At 49.9% G+C, this 18,405-nt stretch carries 14 protein-coding genes and 1 riboswitch; all 14 genes read right to left on the reverse strand.

The window, feature by feature from the left end:
- Positions 1–2: 2 nt before the first annotated feature.
- Complete coding sequence (locus GPK90_RS03460; protein ID WP_215702165.1) at positions 3–890, reverse strand: site-specific tyrosine recombinase; 888 nt, start codon at positions 888–890, stop codon at positions 3–5.
- 210 nt (positions 891–1,100) lie between these two features.
- Positions 1,101–1,547, reverse strand: a complete 447-nt coding sequence (locus GPK90_RS03465) for a hypothetical protein (RefSeq protein ID WP_215702166.1) — start codon at positions 1,545–1,547, stop codon at positions 1,101–1,103.
- 216 nt (positions 1,548–1,763) lie between these two features.
- Positions 1,764–2,300, reverse strand: a complete 537-nt coding sequence (locus tag GPK90_RS03470) for an NUDIX hydrolase (RefSeq protein ID WP_118321973.1) — start codon at positions 2,298–2,300, stop codon at positions 1,764–1,766.
- 156 nt (positions 2,301–2,456) lie between these two features.
- The gene (gene proC, locus GPK90_RS03475) at positions 2,457–3,257 is read right to left on the reverse strand and encodes a pyrroline-5-carboxylate reductase (protein ID WP_142411988.1); all 801 of its coding nucleotides are present in this window, start codon (positions 3,255–3,257) and stop codon (positions 2,457–2,459) included.
- A 226-nt stretch (positions 3,258–3,483) separates the two neighbouring features.
- Positions 3,484–5,010 carry a ribonuclease Y gene (gene rny, locus GPK90_RS03480; RefSeq protein WP_118299048.1) on the reverse strand — a complete coding sequence of 509 codons (1,527 nt, stop codon included), beginning with the start codon at positions 5,008–5,010 and terminating at the stop codon, positions 3,484–3,486.
- A gap of 222 nt (positions 5,011–5,232) precedes the next feature.
- On the reverse strand, positions 5,233–5,745 hold the full coding sequence (locus tag GPK90_RS03485) for a regulatory protein RecX (RefSeq protein ID WP_215702167.1): 513 nt from the start codon (positions 5,743–5,745) through the stop codon (positions 5,233–5,235).
- Positions 5,746–5,869: 124 nt separating this feature from the next.
- On the reverse strand, positions 5,870–6,946 hold the full coding sequence (gene recA / locus GPK90_RS03490; protein WP_118530250.1) for a recombinase RecA: 1,077 nt from the start codon (positions 6,944–6,946) through the stop codon (positions 5,870–5,872).
- Between the two features lie 603 nt (positions 6,947–7,549).
- Positions 7,550–8,902 carry an alanine/glycine:cation symporter family protein gene (locus GPK90_RS03495; protein WP_215702168.1) on the reverse strand — a complete coding sequence of 451 codons (1,353 nt, stop codon included), beginning with the start codon at positions 8,900–8,902 and terminating at the stop codon, positions 7,550–7,552.
- Positions 8,903–9,050: 148 nt separating this feature from the next.
- A riboswitch (glycine riboswitch) is annotated at positions 9,051–9,154 on the reverse strand.
- A 470-nt stretch (positions 9,155–9,624) separates the two neighbouring features.
- Positions 9,625–11,016, reverse strand: coding sequence for an ATP-binding protein (locus GPK90_RS03500; RefSeq protein WP_215702169.1), 1,392 nt, complete (start codon positions 11,014–11,016; stop codon positions 9,625–9,627).
- A complete protein-coding gene (locus GPK90_RS03505; RefSeq protein ID WP_118298298.1) occupies positions 11,013–11,678 on the reverse strand; it encodes a response regulator transcription factor in 666 nt (221 codons plus the stop codon). Before GPK90_RS03505 ends, GPK90_RS03500 begins: the two co-directional genes overlap by 4 nt.
- A gap of 148 nt (positions 11,679–11,826) precedes the next feature.
- Entirely contained in the window at positions 11,827–13,605 is a 1,779-nt protein-coding gene (locus tag GPK90_RS03510) for a Na/Pi cotransporter family protein (protein WP_118530258.1), read from the reverse strand.
- A 509-nt stretch (positions 13,606–14,114) separates the two neighbouring features.
- On the reverse strand, positions 14,115–15,008 hold the full coding sequence (locus tag GPK90_RS03515) for a S8 family peptidase (protein WP_118298300.1): 894 nt from the start codon (positions 15,006–15,008) through the stop codon (positions 14,115–14,117).
- Between the two features lie 561 nt (positions 15,009–15,569).
- Positions 15,570–16,844, reverse strand: a complete 1,275-nt coding sequence (locus GPK90_RS03520) for a diaminopimelate decarboxylase (protein WP_215702170.1) — start codon at positions 16,842–16,844, stop codon at positions 15,570–15,572.
- 123 nt (positions 16,845–16,967) lie between these two features.
- A complete protein-coding gene (gene pyk / locus GPK90_RS03525; RefSeq protein WP_118530262.1) occupies positions 16,968–18,404 on the reverse strand; it encodes a pyruvate kinase in 1,437 nt (478 codons plus the stop codon).
- Position 18,405 lies beyond the last annotated feature (1 nt).

An 18,405-nucleotide genomic window follows, 5' to 3' on the forward strand; every position in this document is an offset into this window, starting at 1 on the left:
TTTCACTTTCTCGGATGTGCCCCCTGGTACGCCTCCCGGACTGTATTTTCCGTCGCATATGCCGTATACATCTGCGTGGATGCCAGGTCGGAATGCCCCATCATGGTCTGAACAGCGCGCATGTCAGCGCCGTTGCTCAAAAGATGGACCGCAAAAGAGTGGCGCAGGGTGTGCGGTGTGATGTCCTCCTCGATCCCGGCCCGCTCCCCATAATATTTGATCAGCTTCCAGAAGCCCTGACGGCTCATGACTCCTCCGCTGCAGTTTGTAAAGAGAAGTTCCGAACTCATTCCCTTTAAGAACGTCTCCCGCGAGGCCTCCAGATACTTCGCCAGCGCATTTTTCGCCGCATGGCCGAACGGGATCATCCGCTCTTTATGCTCATCCCGGCAGGTGATAAAGCCGACCGCCATATTCACGTCTGAAAGCTTCAGGGTTACAAGCTCCGTCACACGGATCCCGGTCGCATATAAAAGCTCCAGCATCGCCTTATCACGGATCTCTTTCGGATTCGCACAGGACGGCTGGTCCAGAAGTCTCGTCACCTTATCTACTGTGAGGATCACTGGCACCTTCTTTTCGATCTTCGGTGCATGGATCGATTCTGCAGGATCCCTCCGGATCATTCCTCTCCTATACATCCAGCCGAAAAATGACTTTGCGGACGCCAGGGACCTTGAGACCGTCGATGCCGCCTTTCCCTCTTTTCGCTGAAAAAGGAGATAAGAATTCAGCGCGGTCTTTGTTACCTTTCCGCACTCCGTGATCCCGTTCTCTTCCAGATAATCCGCCATCTTCAGAAGATCCCTCTGATAAGAAAACGTTGTATTTTTTGACGCTTGTTTTTCCTCCTCCATATAATGGATGAAGGTCTGAATTTCCTCTCTCATACCTTTTCCCCGTTCATTTGCGGCCACTGTAATCCACTGTTCCCTTATTTTTCCCGGCAAAACCAATATTTTTCTACATTATATCCCCATTTTATGGCAAAATCAAACGGATTTTTCCCACTTGAATCCCTTTGCAGGGAACTCACGCAGCCCGGAAACCTTTTTCAGTACCTTTTTGCAGCAATTCCGTGCCTTCATCCTCACTTGTGTCTACGAAAAGAACCGAAAAACTCCTGCTGAAACTTCCGGATTGATCAAAGTCTCTGCTGCGATTCCGAGTGCTGTCAATAAGATCATACTCAAGATCCGGGATTGCTCATTCCCCCGCACCGGTTCCCGGACCACGATCCACAAGAGATACGCCGCCAGCGCATAAAAGATCCCCTGTGGAAAGACCAGCCCAAAAAAGAGCAGGATCCCGCTGAATCCGCTGTGCATCGTCAGGGCACAGACGATCACTGACGCCTGAAACGATACGCAGACTGCCGACGCATAGCAGATGATCCCGGACAGCGACGTCTGGCAGATCAGGATCCCCACCAGGATCCACACAAAGCGCTTCTTCAGAATGCCTGCGAACAGGCTGTAATAATCCACTGACGACAGCTCCGTAGGTGCAAAGATCCCCGCAAACCATTGTTCCAGCGTATTCTTCATCTCCATGCTCATGTGATTGCAAAAAATCGTCCCCACTGCAGTCCCCACAAATAAAAAAAAGGACAGCCAGAACAACTGACTGTCCAATAGTCTCCGGTGTCTGCGGATCCCAGTCATAGCGCAGCCGCCCCTGTTCCTTTTTCACAGTGTATGCGCACAGTCCCATGCTTTATCCACAATATTGTTTCTGATTTTTTAGTCTTCCAGTACCTGCTCTTACCGGATTCCTTCCTTCTGGGCATACGCAAGGATCGCCGCGATCGTCTTTGCGTCCGTCATCTTCCCGCTGTAGATCAGATCCAGAAGGTCCTTCACTTCCCACTCCTCCACGTCGATGCTCTCGTCTGCGTCGAGGTGCTGTTTCGACGGGATCAGATCTTTCGCGATATAGACGCCGATACGCTCGTCACAGAATGCCACCGTTGTATTGACCGTCATCAGGAATTCCAGATTTTCACTGCGGAATCCCGTCTCCTCCTCAAGTTCTCTCGCTGCACACTCGATCTTCGGCTCATCCGGCGCATCCAGCTTTCCCGCCGGGATTTCCAGAGTAAAGCGGTCCAGGGCGTTCCGGTACTGGCGCACCATCAGGATCTTTCCGTCCTTTGTCACCGGAAGAACAGCGGCAGCGCCGTCATGATGGATATAGTCATAGACTTCCTCGATCCCGTTCGCAACGACGGTGTCCCGGTAGATCTTTAAGATCATTCCTGTATAGGCAAGTTCACGTTTTAAACGAATTGTCTTTTCCATGTTTCTTTCATTTCCTCTCACTTTATGCTTTGTTCTGATCCACAGTCAATCATTTCACAAAATCCGACATGTCTGCATAGAACTGTCTGCGATTTGCTTCTTGTTCGCAATTTATCTCATTATCTGTGAATAATAGGAGAATTCTTTTTACAGCAATCAGCCCTTTAATTTCTTATTCTTCTCAAAGTTCGCATCGCAGGCCTTGATGATCGCACCGCGGAATCCATTCTCTTCCAGGGCGGCAAGTCCTTCGATCGTTGTTCCGCCCGGAGAGCATACCATATCCTTTAATTCGCCCGGATGTTTTCCTGTCTCAAGGACCATCTTCGCGCTGCCGAGCACCGCCTGGGCAACCATCTTGTAGGCAGCCTGGCGAGGAAGTCCGTTCTTCACGCAGCCGTCAGCCAGCGCCTCGATGAACATGTATACATATGCCGGTGAACAGCCGCTGGCGCTTCCCACAACATCCATCAGCTTCTCGTCCACCTTCTCCATCTTTCCGAAAGAAGTGAAGAAACCGTCGATCACCTGTTTTTCCTCGTCCGTAAACAGGTTCTCATCATAGCTCACACCGGACATTCCCTCGCCGACCATCGCCGGGGTGTTCGGCATCGAGCGGACAATTCTCGCCTCGTCTCCGAGTCCTGCCTGAAGATCCGCGATCGCATATCCGGCCGCGATGGAGATCACAACCTGATTTTTACGGATCTTTCCGTTTAATTCTTTAAACACAGTCGGAAGAACCTGAGGTTTTACCGCGAGGACCAGATATTTTACCTGCTCTGCGCACTCGGTTGCTGTGGAAACGTGGGCAACGCCCGTCTCCTCCGTAATTTTCTGCATCTTCGCTTCATGAGCGCTCGTAAAAAGCAGCTCCTCCGGCTGATATGTCTTTAAAAGTCCCCGCATGATCGCGGTTCCCATATTTCCCATGCCGATAAAACCAATTTTTGCCATATGAAATTTCCTCCTAAAAATGTATCTCGACACATTCTCGCGCCGAGCGCGGTCGCTTGCGACAATCCTCATCTTCGCGCGAGTGCGCATCTTAGGCACGCAGTGCCTGTTTGTTATCGCGACAGTCACCAAGGTCTCGCGCAAGCGCGGACTTTGGCTCGTTGTTCGCGTAAATAAAAAAGCCGCAGCCATACAGATCCTCTCTGCACAGCAACGGCTTTCAATTTTATTTCGCGTAATCGGTAACTCTGGACTCGCGGATCACGTTGACTTTGATCTGTCCCGGATATTCCAGGCTTTCTTCGATCTTCTTGGATATGTCTCTTGCGAGAAGAACCATATCGTCATCGCTGATCTGCTCCGGCACTACCATAATGCGCACTTCGCGTCCCGCCTGGATCGCAAAGGACTTATCAACTCCCTTGAAGGAGTTTGTAATATCCTCAAGCTGCTTTAAGCGGTTCGTGTATGTCTCCAACGTCTCTCTTCTTGCGCCCGGTCTTGCAGCGGAAATCGTATCTGCTGCCTGAACGATGCAGGAAATAAGGTTCGTCGGCTCAACATCGCCATGGTGAGATTCCACAGCATTGATAACGATCGGGGATTCTTTGTATTTCTTACACAGTTCCGATCCGAGCTGTACATGGGAACCTTCCATCTCATGGTCAACGGATTTTCCAATGTCATGTAATAAGCCGGCACGCTTTGCCATTCTGACGTCCACACCGATCTCGGCTGCCAGTAAACCGGATAACTGTGCGACCTCGATGGAATGCTTCAATGCGTTCTGACCATAGCTGGTCCTGAACTTCATCTTGCCGAGGAGCTTGACGAGCTCCGGATGGATATTGTGAATGCCGACCTCAAGGATCGCAGCTTCACCTTCCTCGCGCATCATGTTTTCAACTTCCTTCTGCGCTTTCTCCACCATCTCTTCAATTCTCGCCGGATGGATACGTCCATCCACGATCAGTCTCTCAAGAGCAATTCTTGCGACTTCACGTCTTACCGGATCAAAACCGGATAATACGACAGCTTCCGGTGTATCATCGATGATGAGTTCCACACCTGTCATTGTCTCAAGAGTACGGATATTACGTCCCTCTCGTCCAATGATGCGGCCTTTCATCTCGTCGCTCGGGAGCTGTACAACAGAAACTGTTGTCTCTGCAACATGGTCAGCAGCACATCTCTGGATCGCTGTAACCACGTATTCCTTTGCTTTCTTGTCTGCTTCTTCTTTTGCCTTGGCTTCTAATTCCTTGATAAGCTTTGCAGTGTCGTGTTTTACATCTTCCTCAACAGATTTCAGAAGATATTCTTTCGCCTGTTCGCTGGTAAGTCCGGAGATCTTCTCCAGTTCTTCCTGCTCCTTAGCAAATAATTCCTCGACCTCGGAAGAACGTTTTCTTAAAGTTTCTTCCTTCGCGGCAAGACTGGATTCTTTTCTCTCCATTGCCTCAGATTTTTTGTCAAGGTTTTCCTCTTTGCTCAGTACGCGGCGCTCATAACGCTGGATCTCGGCTCTCCGTTCTCTGGTTTCCTTTTCAAGCTCGTTTTTCGCTTTTAAATTCTCTTCCTTCGCTTCCAGGAGAGCTTCTTTCTTCTTCGTCTCGGCGACCTTCAATGCTTCATCTATTATTTCTCTGGATTTTTCCTCTGCGCTTCCGATCTTACTCTCGTAACTTTTTTTATGGTGAGCCACAGCTATCTTCCAGGTAATAGGAGCCACAATAATTGCTGCTATCAACATGCTGATTATTGGTGACACAGGAGCACCTCCTTTATTTAGTTTTCATTGTACTAATTACAACACTTCAATTCTAAACTGTTTTATGCATTATGTCAAGTATAATGCCCGCATTCCGGGGACTTCTGTGCATCCCCACGAAGGTTGTCGAACTGCAGTCCGCGGGCTCTCTCAGCCTCTGAAAAGCAGCACTGCAGTTCCTGTTCACCGATCAAAAACAGCTTCTCACTCCCACTGTTTCATCGCACTGTTGATCGCGTCATAAGAAAAGCCTTTTCTCGCCAGGAACGCGTAGATCTTCTGACGCTTTGCCGGGTCCGGTTCCTCCGGATCGTAGTTTTTCTTTCTCAGCAGTCCGAGGATCTGGGCAGACTCGTCAACTTCCATATCCTCGAATATCATTTCCACCAGATCATCGCTGACACCTTTCTGGCGGAGGTCAAATTTCATCTGGCGGATACTCTTTTTATGTCCGTTTTTCTCTACATACCGCCTTGCATAGTCCTCATCATCCAGATACCGGTAATGTTTCAGAAAAAGGATCGCATCTTCAACAGAGGCTGGCGAAAACTCCTGTTCCGCCAGCTTCTTACGCATCTCATTTTCTGTTTTTCCGGAAAACTGGAGATAGTAGAGTCCCTTATTTCGGGCTTCCCGAAACTCCTCCGGGATCGCCTCCCCATCTGCACCGGCATACATTTTATGTTCCCGATGTTCTTCCTGTATCCACTCTCTCATCCGTGTGTTTCCTGTATCTTTCTATCTACAGTTATTCTTCTCCCTGTTATTCAGAGAAGTCCCTGTACTGTCTGCAGGAATGCTGTTTCTGACGTTCCGTGAAAGGTAACGCTGTTCCTGCTTTTTACTCGTCTGCCTCTGTCTCCGCAGCCAGTGTCTCCTCCGGAGCTGTCTCTGCAGCCATCTCACCCGGGACAACGTGCTGTGCTTCCAGTCCGTGGAGCTCTCTCACCTGGTTTTCGATCTCCTCACAGATCAGCGGATTCTGCAGCAGATAATTCTTTGCGTTTTCACGTCCCTGACCGATCTTTGCGCCCTTGTATGCATACCAGGAACCGCTCTTCTCAACAATATTCGCATCGGCAGCGAGATCAAGGACATCACCCTCACGGGAGATTCCTTTTCCGAACATAATGTCAAACTCGGCTTCTTTAAATGGCGGCGCGATCTTGTTCTTTACGACCTTTACACGGACATGGTTTCCGATCACCTCTCCGCTCTGCTTTAAGGACTCGGTTCTTCTCACATCGAGACGGACGGAGGAATAGAACTTTAACGCACGTCCGCCGGTCGTTGTCTCCGGATTTCCGAACATGACGCCAACCTTCTCACGGAGCTGGTTGATAAAGATCACGATACAGTTTGTCTTGCTGATGATCGCGGTCAGTTTTCTTAACGCCTGGGACATTAAACGGGCCTGTAAGCCGACGTGGGAGTCACCCATATCGCCGTCGATCTCTGCTTTCGGAACAAGCGCCGCTACGGAGTCCACGATCACGATATCGACGGCACCGGAGCGCACCATTGTTTCCGTGATCTCCAGCGCCTGCTCGCCGTTATCCGGCTGGGAGATATAGAGGTTATCGATATCAACGCCGATATTTTTCGCGTATACCGGATCAAGTGCGTGCTCCGCGTCGATAAATCCAGCGATACCGCCGCGTTTCTGTACTTCCGCTACCATATGGAGAGCGACCGTCGTCTTACCACTGGACTCCGGCCCGTAGATCTCTACAACACGTCCCTTCGGGACTCCGCCGAGGCCGAGAGCGATATCAAGGCTCAGAGAACCGGTCGGAACCGTCTCGATATTCATATTTGCGCCGGAATCTCCGAGTTTCATAACGGAACCTTTTCCGTAAGCTTTTTCGATCTGTGTGAGAGCCGCATCAAGGGCTTTTAATTTATCATCTTTATTCATATTTTTCCTCCAAAATCCGGAACTGCACTTTTTATTTTCCGGATAACAAAATCGATCAGAATCCAGGCGGTCTCCCGTAAAATCTGCAGGATCAACGCAGATGCCGCCCGATCAGTCATTAGATGCGAACAAGTGTTCTGTACTCGTTAATCATAATATAATCCCTGTAAAAAGTCAACCATTTCTTGTTGTTTCTTCGCATTGCGAAGCAGTATACTTCCCTCCCGTCTCCTTTCGTTTTATTCATTTGGCTTTCCACGATTCTTTCGGCGACCCGCCGGTGTGACGATCTGCAGCACATATTTTTTCGTGCTCACTATATCAGATCGGTGATCCGGATAAACTCCGGAAAGATTTCAGATATGGGTACTATATCGGATTTCCATCCGGCTGTCAATCGGCATCCTTCACAAATTCCGGGGAGATTTTTTTACATGTACCACTTGTTATCGCGACAGTGCCAAGGCCTCGCGCAAGCGCGGACTTTGGCTCTTTGTTCGCGTAAATCAAAAAGACGGCAGCCCATGCCCACAATACACAGTCTGCCGCCTTACGCTCAGCCTTTCCGGCTGTCAATATTTCATTTTAAAAGACTTTCTGCGTCTACCGCTCCTTCGATGCTCTCACCACGAGCCCGCTGAGTGCCAGCAGTGCAAGGACGTTCGGGATGACCATCAGACCGTTGAAGAAGTCTGCTAAAGACCATACAAGCTCCAGCTTCAGGCAGGAACCGATCACGATGCAGACAACAACAATCATGGAGTAAAGCTTTGACGCTTTCTCACCGAACAGATACTTCACGTTGACAAGTCCGAAGAAATGCCAGCTTAAGATCGTGGAAAATGCGAAGAAGAACAGGCACACCGCGACGAAGATGATGCCGGCGCTGCCGAATCCTTTCATGAATGCCGCCTGTGTGAGCGCTGTGCCGTCCTTTCCGCTGCTCATAACGCCTGTCGTGAGAACGGAAAATACAGTCAGGTTCAGGACGATAAATGTGTCGATGAAGACGCTGACCATCGCGCAGAGTCCCTGATGATGCGGGGATTCCGCTTTTGCTCTCGCATGCGCGTGCGGTGTGGAACCCATACCGGCCTCGTTGGAGAAAAGGCCGCGGGCAACACCATAGCGGATCGCCTCGCGCACTGTGATTCCCGCGCCTGCGCCGAGAACTGCTTCCGGTGCAAACGCCCCCTCAATAATGGAAAGGAACGCTGCCGGAAGAGCCGTGATGTTCATGCAGATCAGAATCAGGCTGCCGACGATATAAACACCGGCCATGATCGGAACGATCTTCTCAACTACCGTTGCCAGACTCTTTGTTCCTCCAAGGAAGATCACCGCTGCGATCACTGCGACAACAATGCCGACGATCACCGGCGAAAGTTCCACATGGAATACCTGAAATGCTTCCACAAACGCCGCCCCGATCGAGTTGGACTGGACCATGTTCCCCATAAATCCCAGAGCAAGAACAATAAATACCGCAAACAGAGCTGCGAGTCCTTTTCCGAACGTTCCTTTGAACGCCGCTTTGATATAGTAGACAGGGCCTCCTGTCACCTCGCCGTTTACCTCTGTCTTATATGTCTGTGCCAGAACTGCCTCCGCATAGATCGTCGCCATTCCGAGGAATGCGCTGACCCACATCCAAAAGATCGCACCAGGTCCGCCTCCGATGAGGGCTGTCGCCGCTCCTGCGAGGTTTCCGGTTCCTACCTGAGCAGCGATCGCCGTGGCGATGGACTGGAACGGGGTCATCTCGCCTTTCTCATGCTTTTCGCCGTTCATGCTGAAATGTCCGAATACCTGGCGGACGCCTTCCACGAACTTTCTGACCTGGATGAATCTTAAGCGGATCGTGTAGTAAAACCCTGTTCCGCATAAGAGAATGATCAGGAGAAAGCTCCACAGAAAATCATTTCCTTTTGTTACAAGCTGCATCAGTGTGTCCATTTTTGTTATCCTCCTCTTTCATGATCATAGCCGCGGCCCCTGCAATCAATTTCCCGGGCTCACGCGCAAAAAATAAGAGCTGATAAGATATCAGCTCTCCAAAGAGTAGAACATTTGCATACAACGGGGATTTTCCCCATTGTGGTTATTTGTATGCCCTGTCCTTTTGCCTGAGAGATCAACCGGTACCATGGACATGAACCGGTCTTACACCTTCGGCGCTCCATTCGGAGACTCTCCAGAGTGTCCATGCGGACGTTTGTCCGTCTGGACTGCACTTATGCATAACATCCTATCACAATTTCTTCTATACATCAACGTATTTTTAAGCTAAACTAATGAATTTTGTAATTTTTGTAAAAAGTGATGCAATGATGGCAGAAATCAAAAGTGATTTCCTGCAATCTGACGAATGTGGATTTCGCTTCGCCTCCTCATCTCCTGTGCAGCCCGGATTCAACATCTCTCAGCTGCACGATCCCGGATCAGCTGCGTTTCCTTCAGCCGGAGAACGGGATTCCAATCACTCTCACCCGGCCTGCACACTGATCACAGACATCGTCCGGGAACAAGTGAAAACACGTTTCTCGAGTTTCCCCTTGTTATCGCGGCAGTCGCCAGGTTCTCGCGCAAGCGCGGACTTTGGCTCGTTGTTCGCGTAAATCATAAAAAGTTGCCGTACGCGGACACTCACTGCACGCGCACGGCAACTGATCAAGTTCTCACTCTTCCGTATTTTCCTTCTGTTCTTCCTGCTGCCTTTCTTTCTCAAGCTCCTGCTGCTTCAAAGTCTCCGAAAAATCCACCCGGATCTCCGTTCCTTTTCCTGCCTCGCTCTCCAGGGAAAGCTTCGCACCGTGCTGTGCCACGATATGTTTGACGATCGCAAGGCCAAGTCCCGTACCGCCGGTCGCCTTCGAGCGGCTCTTATCAACACGGTAGAAACGCTCAAAAATCCGCTCCTGATGCTCCGGCGAGATCCCGATCCCGGTATCCTTTACAGAGAGGAAGGTATGTCCGTTCTCCGTTCCCGTCGTCACCGTCACCGATCCGTCCTTCTTGTTATAACGGATCGCATTGTCGCACAGGTTGTAGATCAGTTCCTCCATAAGCTGCCGGTCCGCAAAGACAGGGGCAGCCCCGCCGCGGACGCTGATCGTCACATTCTGCTTCTTCGCGTTCATCTGGAGCATGTCCACGCATTCCTTTGCAAGCGGGAACAGATCCAGATCTTTATACTCCACATCCTTTTTCCCGCCATCGAGCTGGGAAAGCTGGATGATATCGTTGATCAGTGAGAGCAGTCTCGATGCATTCTTGTGGATCTCCGCGGCGAACCGCTCTGCGTTGTCCCCGGCCATCCCATGTTCGATGAGCTCCGCGTATCCGGAGATTGCCGTGAGCGGCGTCTTTAACTCGTGAGAAACATTTGCCGTGAATTCCTGGCGCACCTGGGAACTTTTTAAGATATCCTCATGCTGCTGCCGGATCTTGTTCATAAACGGGACCAGCTCCTTGTAGGCAGCCTGCGTCCCGGGTTCCGAGAGATTCTCCGCCATCTTCTCGATCGGTGCCACCAGATTCTTCGTAAAGTAATTGGACATCAGGATACAGAAGAAGAACAGGAGCACAAACACGCCGACAACTGTCAGCATCATGTTCTGGGTCAGAGCAAAAATATTGTCGCCTTCCCTTGCGATCCGCAGGATCCGGCCATTGTCCAGACGGATCGCGTAATAGAACATGTTTTTATCCAGTGTGGTCGAGCGGCGGGTATCGCTTCCTTCCCCGTTTTCCAGCGCCATATGGATCTCCGGACGGTCCTCATGGTTCTCCATCGCGGTAAAGTCCGCATTGCTGTCAAAGATCACATTTCCGCTGGCGTTGATCACCGTGATGCGCAGCGTATCGGGATTCAGATCATAGGCATCCGGGTGCAGATCCGAGATACTGTCAAAGATATGCATATTTTTCATGACAAGTGCATCCGCCTTCAGATCCCCGATCACCTGTTTCTGATAGACCCCGTAAAAAACGAATAAAACACACAGCAGTGTCAACAAGATTGAAAACACTGCCGTGGCAAGAAGTTCTATATGGATTTTTCTTTTCATTCGATCATGTACCCCACATTTCTCACTGTACGGATCATGGAACCCGCCTCGCCGAGTTTCTGTCTGAGCGTCCGGATATGCATATCCAGAGTTCTCGACTCTCCTTCAAAATCGATGCCCCAGACACGCTCCAGGATGATCTCACGCGTCACAACGATCCCGGCATTGTGGAGCAGCAGCTTTAAGAGTTCATATTCCTTGAAGGTCAGGCTGCATGGGACATCCTTCACATACACCATGTGCTTCTCATCATCCAGGAAGATATCCCCCAGGGTCAGGAACTTGTCCTCCTCCATCGTTCTTCTGAGCACCGCCTTCACTCTCGCGATAAGCTCCATCACACCGAACGGCTTTGTCAGATAATCATCCGCGCCGACATCGAGTCCCTTCACCTTGTCGATCTCGGTGCTCTTTGCCGTCACCATGATCACCGGAAGTTTCTTCGTCTCCGGGCGGCGGCGGAGCTTCGCTACGATCTCCAGTCCGTCCTCATCCGGCAGCATGATGTCCAGGAGGACAAGATCCGGCTGCTTCTCTTCCAGCTTTTTATAAAAATCATGAGCGCACTCAAAGCCCTCTACCTGATATCCGCTGTTTTTCAGTGCGAACATCTCAATTTCCAGAATATTTTTATCATCTTCCACTGCATAGATCAGAGCCATGTTCTTCTCCTCCTGTCTTAATTTCTGTCATTTTCCGTCATCGGCCTGATTCAGATCATGATTTTTATTTCACGATCCATAGTGCCGGGCAGCTATGCGTTCCCACGGCATACCGCCCTTTTCTCCTACTATCTTACTACACATTTTCCTAGACTGGAAGCGCGTATTTATCACGATACTGTTCCACCATCGCCGCAAACTGCGGATCTCCGTCTCTCTTTAAATTTTCCAGATATCCGTGGGCATCAAAACCATCGCGCTCGATCTCGATCACGCTGATCGCGATATTGGAACAGTGATCGGAAACACGCTCCAGATTCATAGAAATGTCAGAGAGGACAAAGCCCTGCTCGATCGTACATTTTCCCTTCTGGAGTCTCTTGATGTGATTTGCCTTCACCACGGTATTGATATCGTCGATGACTTCCTCTAACGGCTCCACCTTTGACGCCTCATCCGTATTATTCGTCTCGAACGCATCAATGGACATGTCCAGGATCTCCTTGACGGCATCTAAAAAGATTTCCAGCTCTTTGTCTGCCTTGCTTGAAAAATGCATCTCTTTCTCTTGCATCTCCTTCGCGGAATCCTTTAAATTCATGCCATGATCGGAAATCCGCTCAAAATCACCGATGCAGTGAAGGAGCAGGGATACCGTATGGCTGTCGTTTCTGGACAGATTTTTTCCGCCGAGCTTTACCATATAGGTTCCGAGTTCATCCTCATAACGGTCTACAAGGTTCTCCAGCGCCTCCACGCGCTCTGCCTTTTCTTCTGAAAATTCCTTTAAAAGTTCTACTGATGTAAAGAAGCATTCCTTCGCCAGCTTTGCCATCTGGATCGTTGTCTGACGGCACTGCTCTACTGCGAAACCAGGAGTGTCGAGGAAACGCGGGTCGAGAAGACGGAACGCACTCTTTTCCTGCTCTGCGACAGGAACTTCCTTCTTCTGCTCATCCGGGATCGTGAGACATGCCAGTTTTACAAGTCCGTTGCCAAACGGAAGGAGCAGGATTGTCGCCGCAATGTTGAAGCTGCTGTGGATCACTGCGATCCCCATCGCATTTGCCGCTGTATCGAGGAACGAAAAATGAACGACCGCATTGATCGTGTAAAAGACGATCATAAAGATCACGGTGCCGATAATATTAAAGTACAGGTGAACAAGCGCTGCACGTCTCGCATTTTTGGAGGCGCCGATACCGGAAAGCATTGCAGTCACACATGTTCCGATATTCTGTCCCATGATGATCGGAAGAGCCGTGCCGAAGTTGACTGCTCCCGTTGCACATAACGCCTGAAGAATTCCGACCGATGCGGAAGAGCTCTGGATGATCGCAGTGAGGACAGCTCCGGCGATCATTCCAAGGACCGGATTTGAGAACATGGTCAGGATCCCTGTGAATTCCGGTACATTCGCAAGCGGTTTTACAGCACCACTCATGGTCTCCATTCCGGTCATCAGGATCGCGAAGCCGATCATGATCGTTCCAGCATCTTTCTTCTTCTCCTTTTTGGAGAACATGATAAGGCAGACACCGATGAGTGCAAGGGCCGGTGAGAACGATGTCGGTTTTAAAAGACGTACAAAAAAGTTTCCGCTCTCAATTCCTGTAAGGCTCAGGAGCCAGGAAGTAGCAGTCGTTCCGATGTTGGCGCCCATGATGATGCCGACCGCCTGCGTCAGCTTCATGATGCCCGAGTTTACAAAACCTACGACCATGACGGTAGTCGCGGAAGATGACTGGATCACCGCTGTGACTCCGGCACCTAAAAGGACCGCCTTGATCGGATTTGATGTCAGTTTTTCAAGAATTCTTTCCAGTCTGCCGCCGGAAAGCTTTTCGAGACCATTTCCCATGGTCTCCATTCCGTAAAGGAACAGCGCGAGCCCGCCAAGCATCGTCAATACTCCAAAAAAGTCCATAAAATTCCCCTCTTCAAAATTTTGATCATTCATTAACTTTTTACATTTCTTTCTTACCATGTATCAGAATATCAAGGAAATGTAAAATGCTTGACAGGGATTATGTAAAATCTGTGTAAAATTGTGTTTAAAAAATGAGATGTTTTTATACTGGAGTCGATTGATAGAATCTGTAGATTATGGTAGAATTTTCTCATGGTGTCACCATAACGGTAGGCGGTTGGTCCCCGAATTACATAGAACCTGTAAAGGAATCTTATGGAAAGGAGGGGATGCCATGAGCATTATTGATTTCATTGCGGTCGTGAGCTTCGGTCTTGCTTGTTTCGGACTGGGGTATACGCTTGGAAAAGATACTGTAAATGCAAAAAAATAACCGCCCCGACCTAGCAAATCGAACGGTTATTTTTTTACTTAATGTCTAGGATCACCCGTCTATCGGTGACACCTCTTTATAAACAATATAACATACTCGCAACAACATTTCAATATGTTTTCGTTTGCTATCTTTATCTCTCAAGCATTTTCCCCACATCCAACAGTCCCCATCCCTGCTGGTTTCTCGGCAATCCGATATCCACCGAACTTTCCCGCAGTCTCAGTTTCACATCCTTATTTGACATGTCCGGAAAGCGTTCCAATAAAAGAGCGACAGCTCCGGAGACGATCGGTGTGCTCATGGAAGTGCCGCTCTTGATCGTATACTTGTCGGCTCTGCTGGAGCAGCTCACAACGCTGCAGCCCGGTGCAACGAGATCCGGTTTGCAGATGCAGGCCGCCGTGGGGCCGCGGCCGGAATAATCCACCATCCGGTTTCCACCGACCAGTACCTCCCGGTCATCGTCCGAACAGCCGACCGTGATCACCTTCCGGCTGATCCCCGGCGTCGTGATGCTCATGGTCCGCGGCCCATTGTTTCCGGCCGCCACCACGACCACAAGCCCGGCGTCCCATGCCCGGTTCACGCCTTTCACGAGGGCGGAATTCTCACTCATCCCGCGTTTCGAGCAGGCGCCCACCGATATATTTAAGATCCGGATGCCAAGCTGTTCCTTTCTCTCCAGAACCCAGGAGATCCCCGCCAGAACATCCGAAGAATAGCCATTTCCTTTTCGGTCCAGGACTTTCACCATGATAAGATTACACCCCGGTGCGATCCCGCTGTACCGCCCGCCGGACATTCGCCCGCTGCCGCCGATGATCCCGCAAATATGCGTCCCATGCCCGCAGTCATCATACGCAAAATTCCGCCGGTTCACCATATCCGCGAAACCGGTCACCCGGCTGTCAAAATCCCGGTGAAGAAAGATCCCGGTATCCAGAACGGCCACGCCGATCCCCTTCCCGGAAAGCCCCATCCGATATGCGCGCTCACAATGGATCTGATCTTTGATATGATTCACATGCAGGATTCCTCCATGCATTCTCTCTTACTTATAAAATATTCTGTCTGCCTGTTTTGTGCGCCCTGCCGCTTTCCGGTCTGTGCATATCTTCTGACAGCATTCCCTGTCTTTTCTTTGTTTTCCACATTCTTCAGAATTACGGTCAAATCTTAAAGAAATCTTAATAATTCATTCAAAGAATATACAATCATTTTCCGGCCCGGTGTGCTATACTTTAACCATAAGAAATGCACGAGATATTTTAAATCCTTTATCCTAAACCTTTTTGAAATTGAAATCCTAAATGATGAATCCCTGTACGAGATGTACAGGGTTTTTTCATATCTTTTTGTTCTGGCAGACCTGACACCCACAAGACAAAGCATGATTCTCTATTGCCCATGCGGTCACCTGAAATCGGTCCCAATTTCGCGTAAACAACAAGAGACGGTACCGTTCACCAGGAACCATACCGCCTCTTTTTTCTTTTAACTGACCGCCTGTCATTTTTCAGATCCTGCCCGCCGGCATGGATCCGGCCGCACACCATCTCATATGATCAGGCTTTTCTTTTTTCCCTTACACGTTTCTGACATTCTTAAGAATATCGCAGAAATCAAATGTAGCAAAGTAATCCTTCGGAGTCTCTGCACGGCGGATCATCTGAACGCTGCCGTCCTCCTTGAGGAGAAGCTCTGCGCTCTTTAACTTTCCGTTGTAATTGTAACCCATCGCGAATCCATGTGCACCCGCATCGTGGATGAATAAAAGGTCACCCATATCAATCTTCGGGAGCATGCGGTCGATCGCGAATTTATCGTTGTTCTCGCAGAGGGAGCCTGTCACATCGTACTTGTGATCACACGGCTCGTTCTCCTTGCCCAGCACAGTGATGTGGTGGTAAGCGCCGTACATTGCCGGACGCATCAGGTTTACCGCGCAGGCATCCACACCGATATACTCTTTGTAAGTGTGCTTCTCATGGATCGCTCTTGTGACAAGCGCACCGTACGGAGCCAGCATGAAGCGGCCAAGCTCTGTGAAGAGCGCCACATCGCCCATTCCTGCCGGAACGAGAACTTCCTCGTAAACCTTTCTTACGCCCTCGCCGATGACCTTGATGTCGTTCGGCTCCTGATCCGGTCTGTACGGGATACCGATTCCACCGGAGAGGTTGATGAACTTGATATCAGCGCCGGTCTCCTTCTTTAACTTCACAGCAAGCTCAAAGAGGATCTTCGCGAGAATCGGATAGTACTCGTTCGTTACGGTGTTGCTTGCCAGGAACGCGTGGATACCGAAGTTCTTCGCGCCCTTTGCCTTTAAGATCTTATAAGCCTCCGTGATCTGGGCCTCCGTCATGCCATACTTCGCATCTCCCGGGTTATCCATGATATCGGTCGCTACTTTGAATAATCCACCCGGATTGAAGCGGCAGCAGATCGTCTCCGGAATCGTTCCGATGGTCTTCTCGAGGCACTCGATATGAGTGAAATCGTCCAGATTGATGATCGCGCCGAGGTCGTAAGCCAGTTTGAACTCTTCCGGCGGGGTATCGTTGGAAGAGAACATGATGTCATGACCAGAAAAACCGCATGCATCGGACATCAGAAGCTCTGTCTTTGAGGAACAGTCCGTTCCGCATCCAAGCTCCTGCAATGTTTTTAAGATGAACGGGTTCGGGGTTGCCTTTACTGCAAAATACTCTCTGAAGCCTTTATTCCAGGAAAATGCTTCCTTTAATTTCATCGCATTCTCACGGATTCCCTTTTCATCATAAAGATAGAAAGGAGTCGGATAGGTCTTTGCGATCTCTTCCAGCTGTTCCTTCGTTACAAACGGTTTCTTCTCCATGTACGTTCTCTCCTTATCAGTCAATATATTCCGCACCCTGAGACGCTCGATCCTGTGCTGTATACACCATGCACTACAGACAGCCGCGCCCGGTGCAAAGCCCGGCAGGCCGGACTCTTTCTTTTAGTCGATATTTACTACACGCATGATATTGGTGGAAGCCGCTGGCTCATGTCTTCTCGCATAATCCACAACTCCCGCAGTCACGACCGCGATATCGCCTGTTTTTACAATACCATTCTCTTTTAAAATGTCAATACTGTTCTCAATTAAAGTGTCAGTGGATTCCGCTCTCTTTGCCTGGAACGGAGTTACACCCCAGTAGAGCATCATCTTTCGGACTGCAGAGATACTCGGGGACATTCCCACAAGTTTTGTTGACGGATGCCACTTGGAAAGCATTCTCGCCGTGTAGCCGCTGATGCTCGGCGCGATGATAACCGCTGCATCAAGGGACTGTGCCGTTGCGACGGACGCATAGCTCACCGCATTGGAAATATTGTGGCGGTTATCATCGGATACGGTTCTCTTCTCGTAGAAATCACCGCTCATATGGGACTCGGTCTCCTCAACGATATGAGCCATCATCTTTAATGCCTCGACCGGATATTTACCATTTGCAGTCTCACCGGATAACATAACGACGTCTGTTCCGTCATATACAGCGTTCGCAACGTCGGAAACCTCCGCACGGGTCGGTCTCGGGTTACGGATCATGGAATCCAGCATCTGGGTCGCTGTGATAACGACCTTACATGCGGCGCTGCACTTTTTGATCATCATTTTCTGAAGATGCGGAAGCTTCTCCGGTGCGATCTCAACACCCAGGTCACCGCGGGCTACCATGATTCCGTCGCTGGCCTCGATGATCTCGTCAAGGTTCTCAAGTCCCTCAGCGTTCTCGATCTTCGCGATGATTCCCATTGAGGAACCTCCCTCGTCTAACATCTGGCGGATCTCACGGATCGCGTCTGCGGAACGGATGAAGGAAGCCGCGATATAGTCGAACCCAAGCTCGATACCGAAACGGATATCTTCCTTATCTTTATCTGTTAACGCCGGAAGCTTGATCTTTACGTTCGGGACGTTTACGCCCTTTCTCTCTCCAAGCTCGCCGCCGTTCATGATCCTGCAGTAAATCTCGGTTCCCTCAACACGCTCAACATGAAGCTCGATCAGGCCGTCATCGATCAGGATCACGTTGCCCTCTGTTACGTCCTCATTTAAGCCATTGTAGTTGATGTGGACTCTCTTTGCGTCACCGACGATATCCTCTGTTGTAAGGATGATCTCCTCGCCTGCTGTCAGGGTTACCTTCTTTCCGTCCTTTAAAACACCGGTACGGATCTCCGGTCCCTTTGTATCAAGAAGAGCTGCTACCGGTTTTCCAACCTCTTCCGCAACCTCGCGGAGCTGTTTGTAGCGGGCTCTCTGCTCATCGTGCGTTCCATGGGAGAAGTTAAAACGGGCAACATCCATTCCGTTTAAGAGCAGCTGTTTCATGACCTCTCTGTCATCGCTGTTCGGTCCCATGGTACAGATAATTTTTGTTTTCTTCATG

The organism is Clostridium sp. MCC344 (genome assembly GCF_018785365.1).
GTDB lineage: Bacteria > Bacillota > Clostridia > Lachnospirales > Lachnospiraceae > Pilosibacter.

Bases quoted from the DNA above. Each gene is read 5' to 3' on its own strand.
- GPK90_RS03460 (WP_215702165.1), bottom strand. From the start codon at position 890: ATGAGAGAGGAAATTCAGACCTTCATCCATTATATGGAGGAGGAAAAA.
- GPK90_RS03465 (WP_215702166.1), bottom strand. From the start codon at position 1,547: ATGAAGAATACGCTGGAACAATGGTTTGCGGGGATCTTTGCACCTACG.
- GPK90_RS03470 (WP_118321973.1), bottom strand. From the start codon at position 2,300: ATGGAAAAGACAATTCGTTTAAAACGTGAACTTGCCTATACAGGAATG.
- proC (WP_142411988.1), bottom strand. From the start codon at position 3,257: ATGGCAAAAATTGGTTTTATCGGCATGGGAAATATGGGAACCGCGATC.
- rny (WP_118299048.1), bottom strand. From the start codon at position 5,010: ATGTTGATAGCAGCAATTATTGTGGCTCCTATTACCTGGAAGATAGCT.
- GPK90_RS03485 (WP_215702167.1), bottom strand. From the start codon at position 5,745: ATGAGAGAGTGGATACAGGAAGAACATCGGGAACATAAAATGTATGCC.
- recA (WP_118530250.1), bottom strand. From the start codon at position 6,946: ATGAATAAAGATGATAAATTAAAAGCCCTTGATGCGGCTCTCACACAG.
- GPK90_RS03495 (WP_215702168.1), bottom strand. From the start codon at position 8,902: ATGGACACACTGATGCAGCTTGTAACAAAAGGAAATGATTTTCTGTGG.
- GPK90_RS03500 (WP_215702169.1), bottom strand. From the start codon at position 11,016: ATGAAAAGAAAAATCCATATAGAACTTCTTGCCACGGCAGTGTTTTCA.
- GPK90_RS03505 (WP_118298298.1), bottom strand. From the start codon at position 11,678: ATGGCTCTGATCTATGCAGTGGAAGATGATAAAAATATTCTGGAAATT.
- GPK90_RS03510 (WP_118530258.1), bottom strand. From the start codon at position 13,605: ATGGACTTTTTTGGAGTATTGACGATGCTTGGCGGGCTCGCGCTGTTC.
- GPK90_RS03520 (WP_215702170.1), bottom strand. From the start codon at position 16,844: ATGGAGAAGAAACCGTTTGTAACGAAGGAACAGCTGGAAGAGATCGCA.
- pyk (WP_118530262.1), bottom strand. From the start codon at position 18,404: ATGAAGAAAACAAAAATTATCTGTACCATGGGACCGAACAGCGATGAC.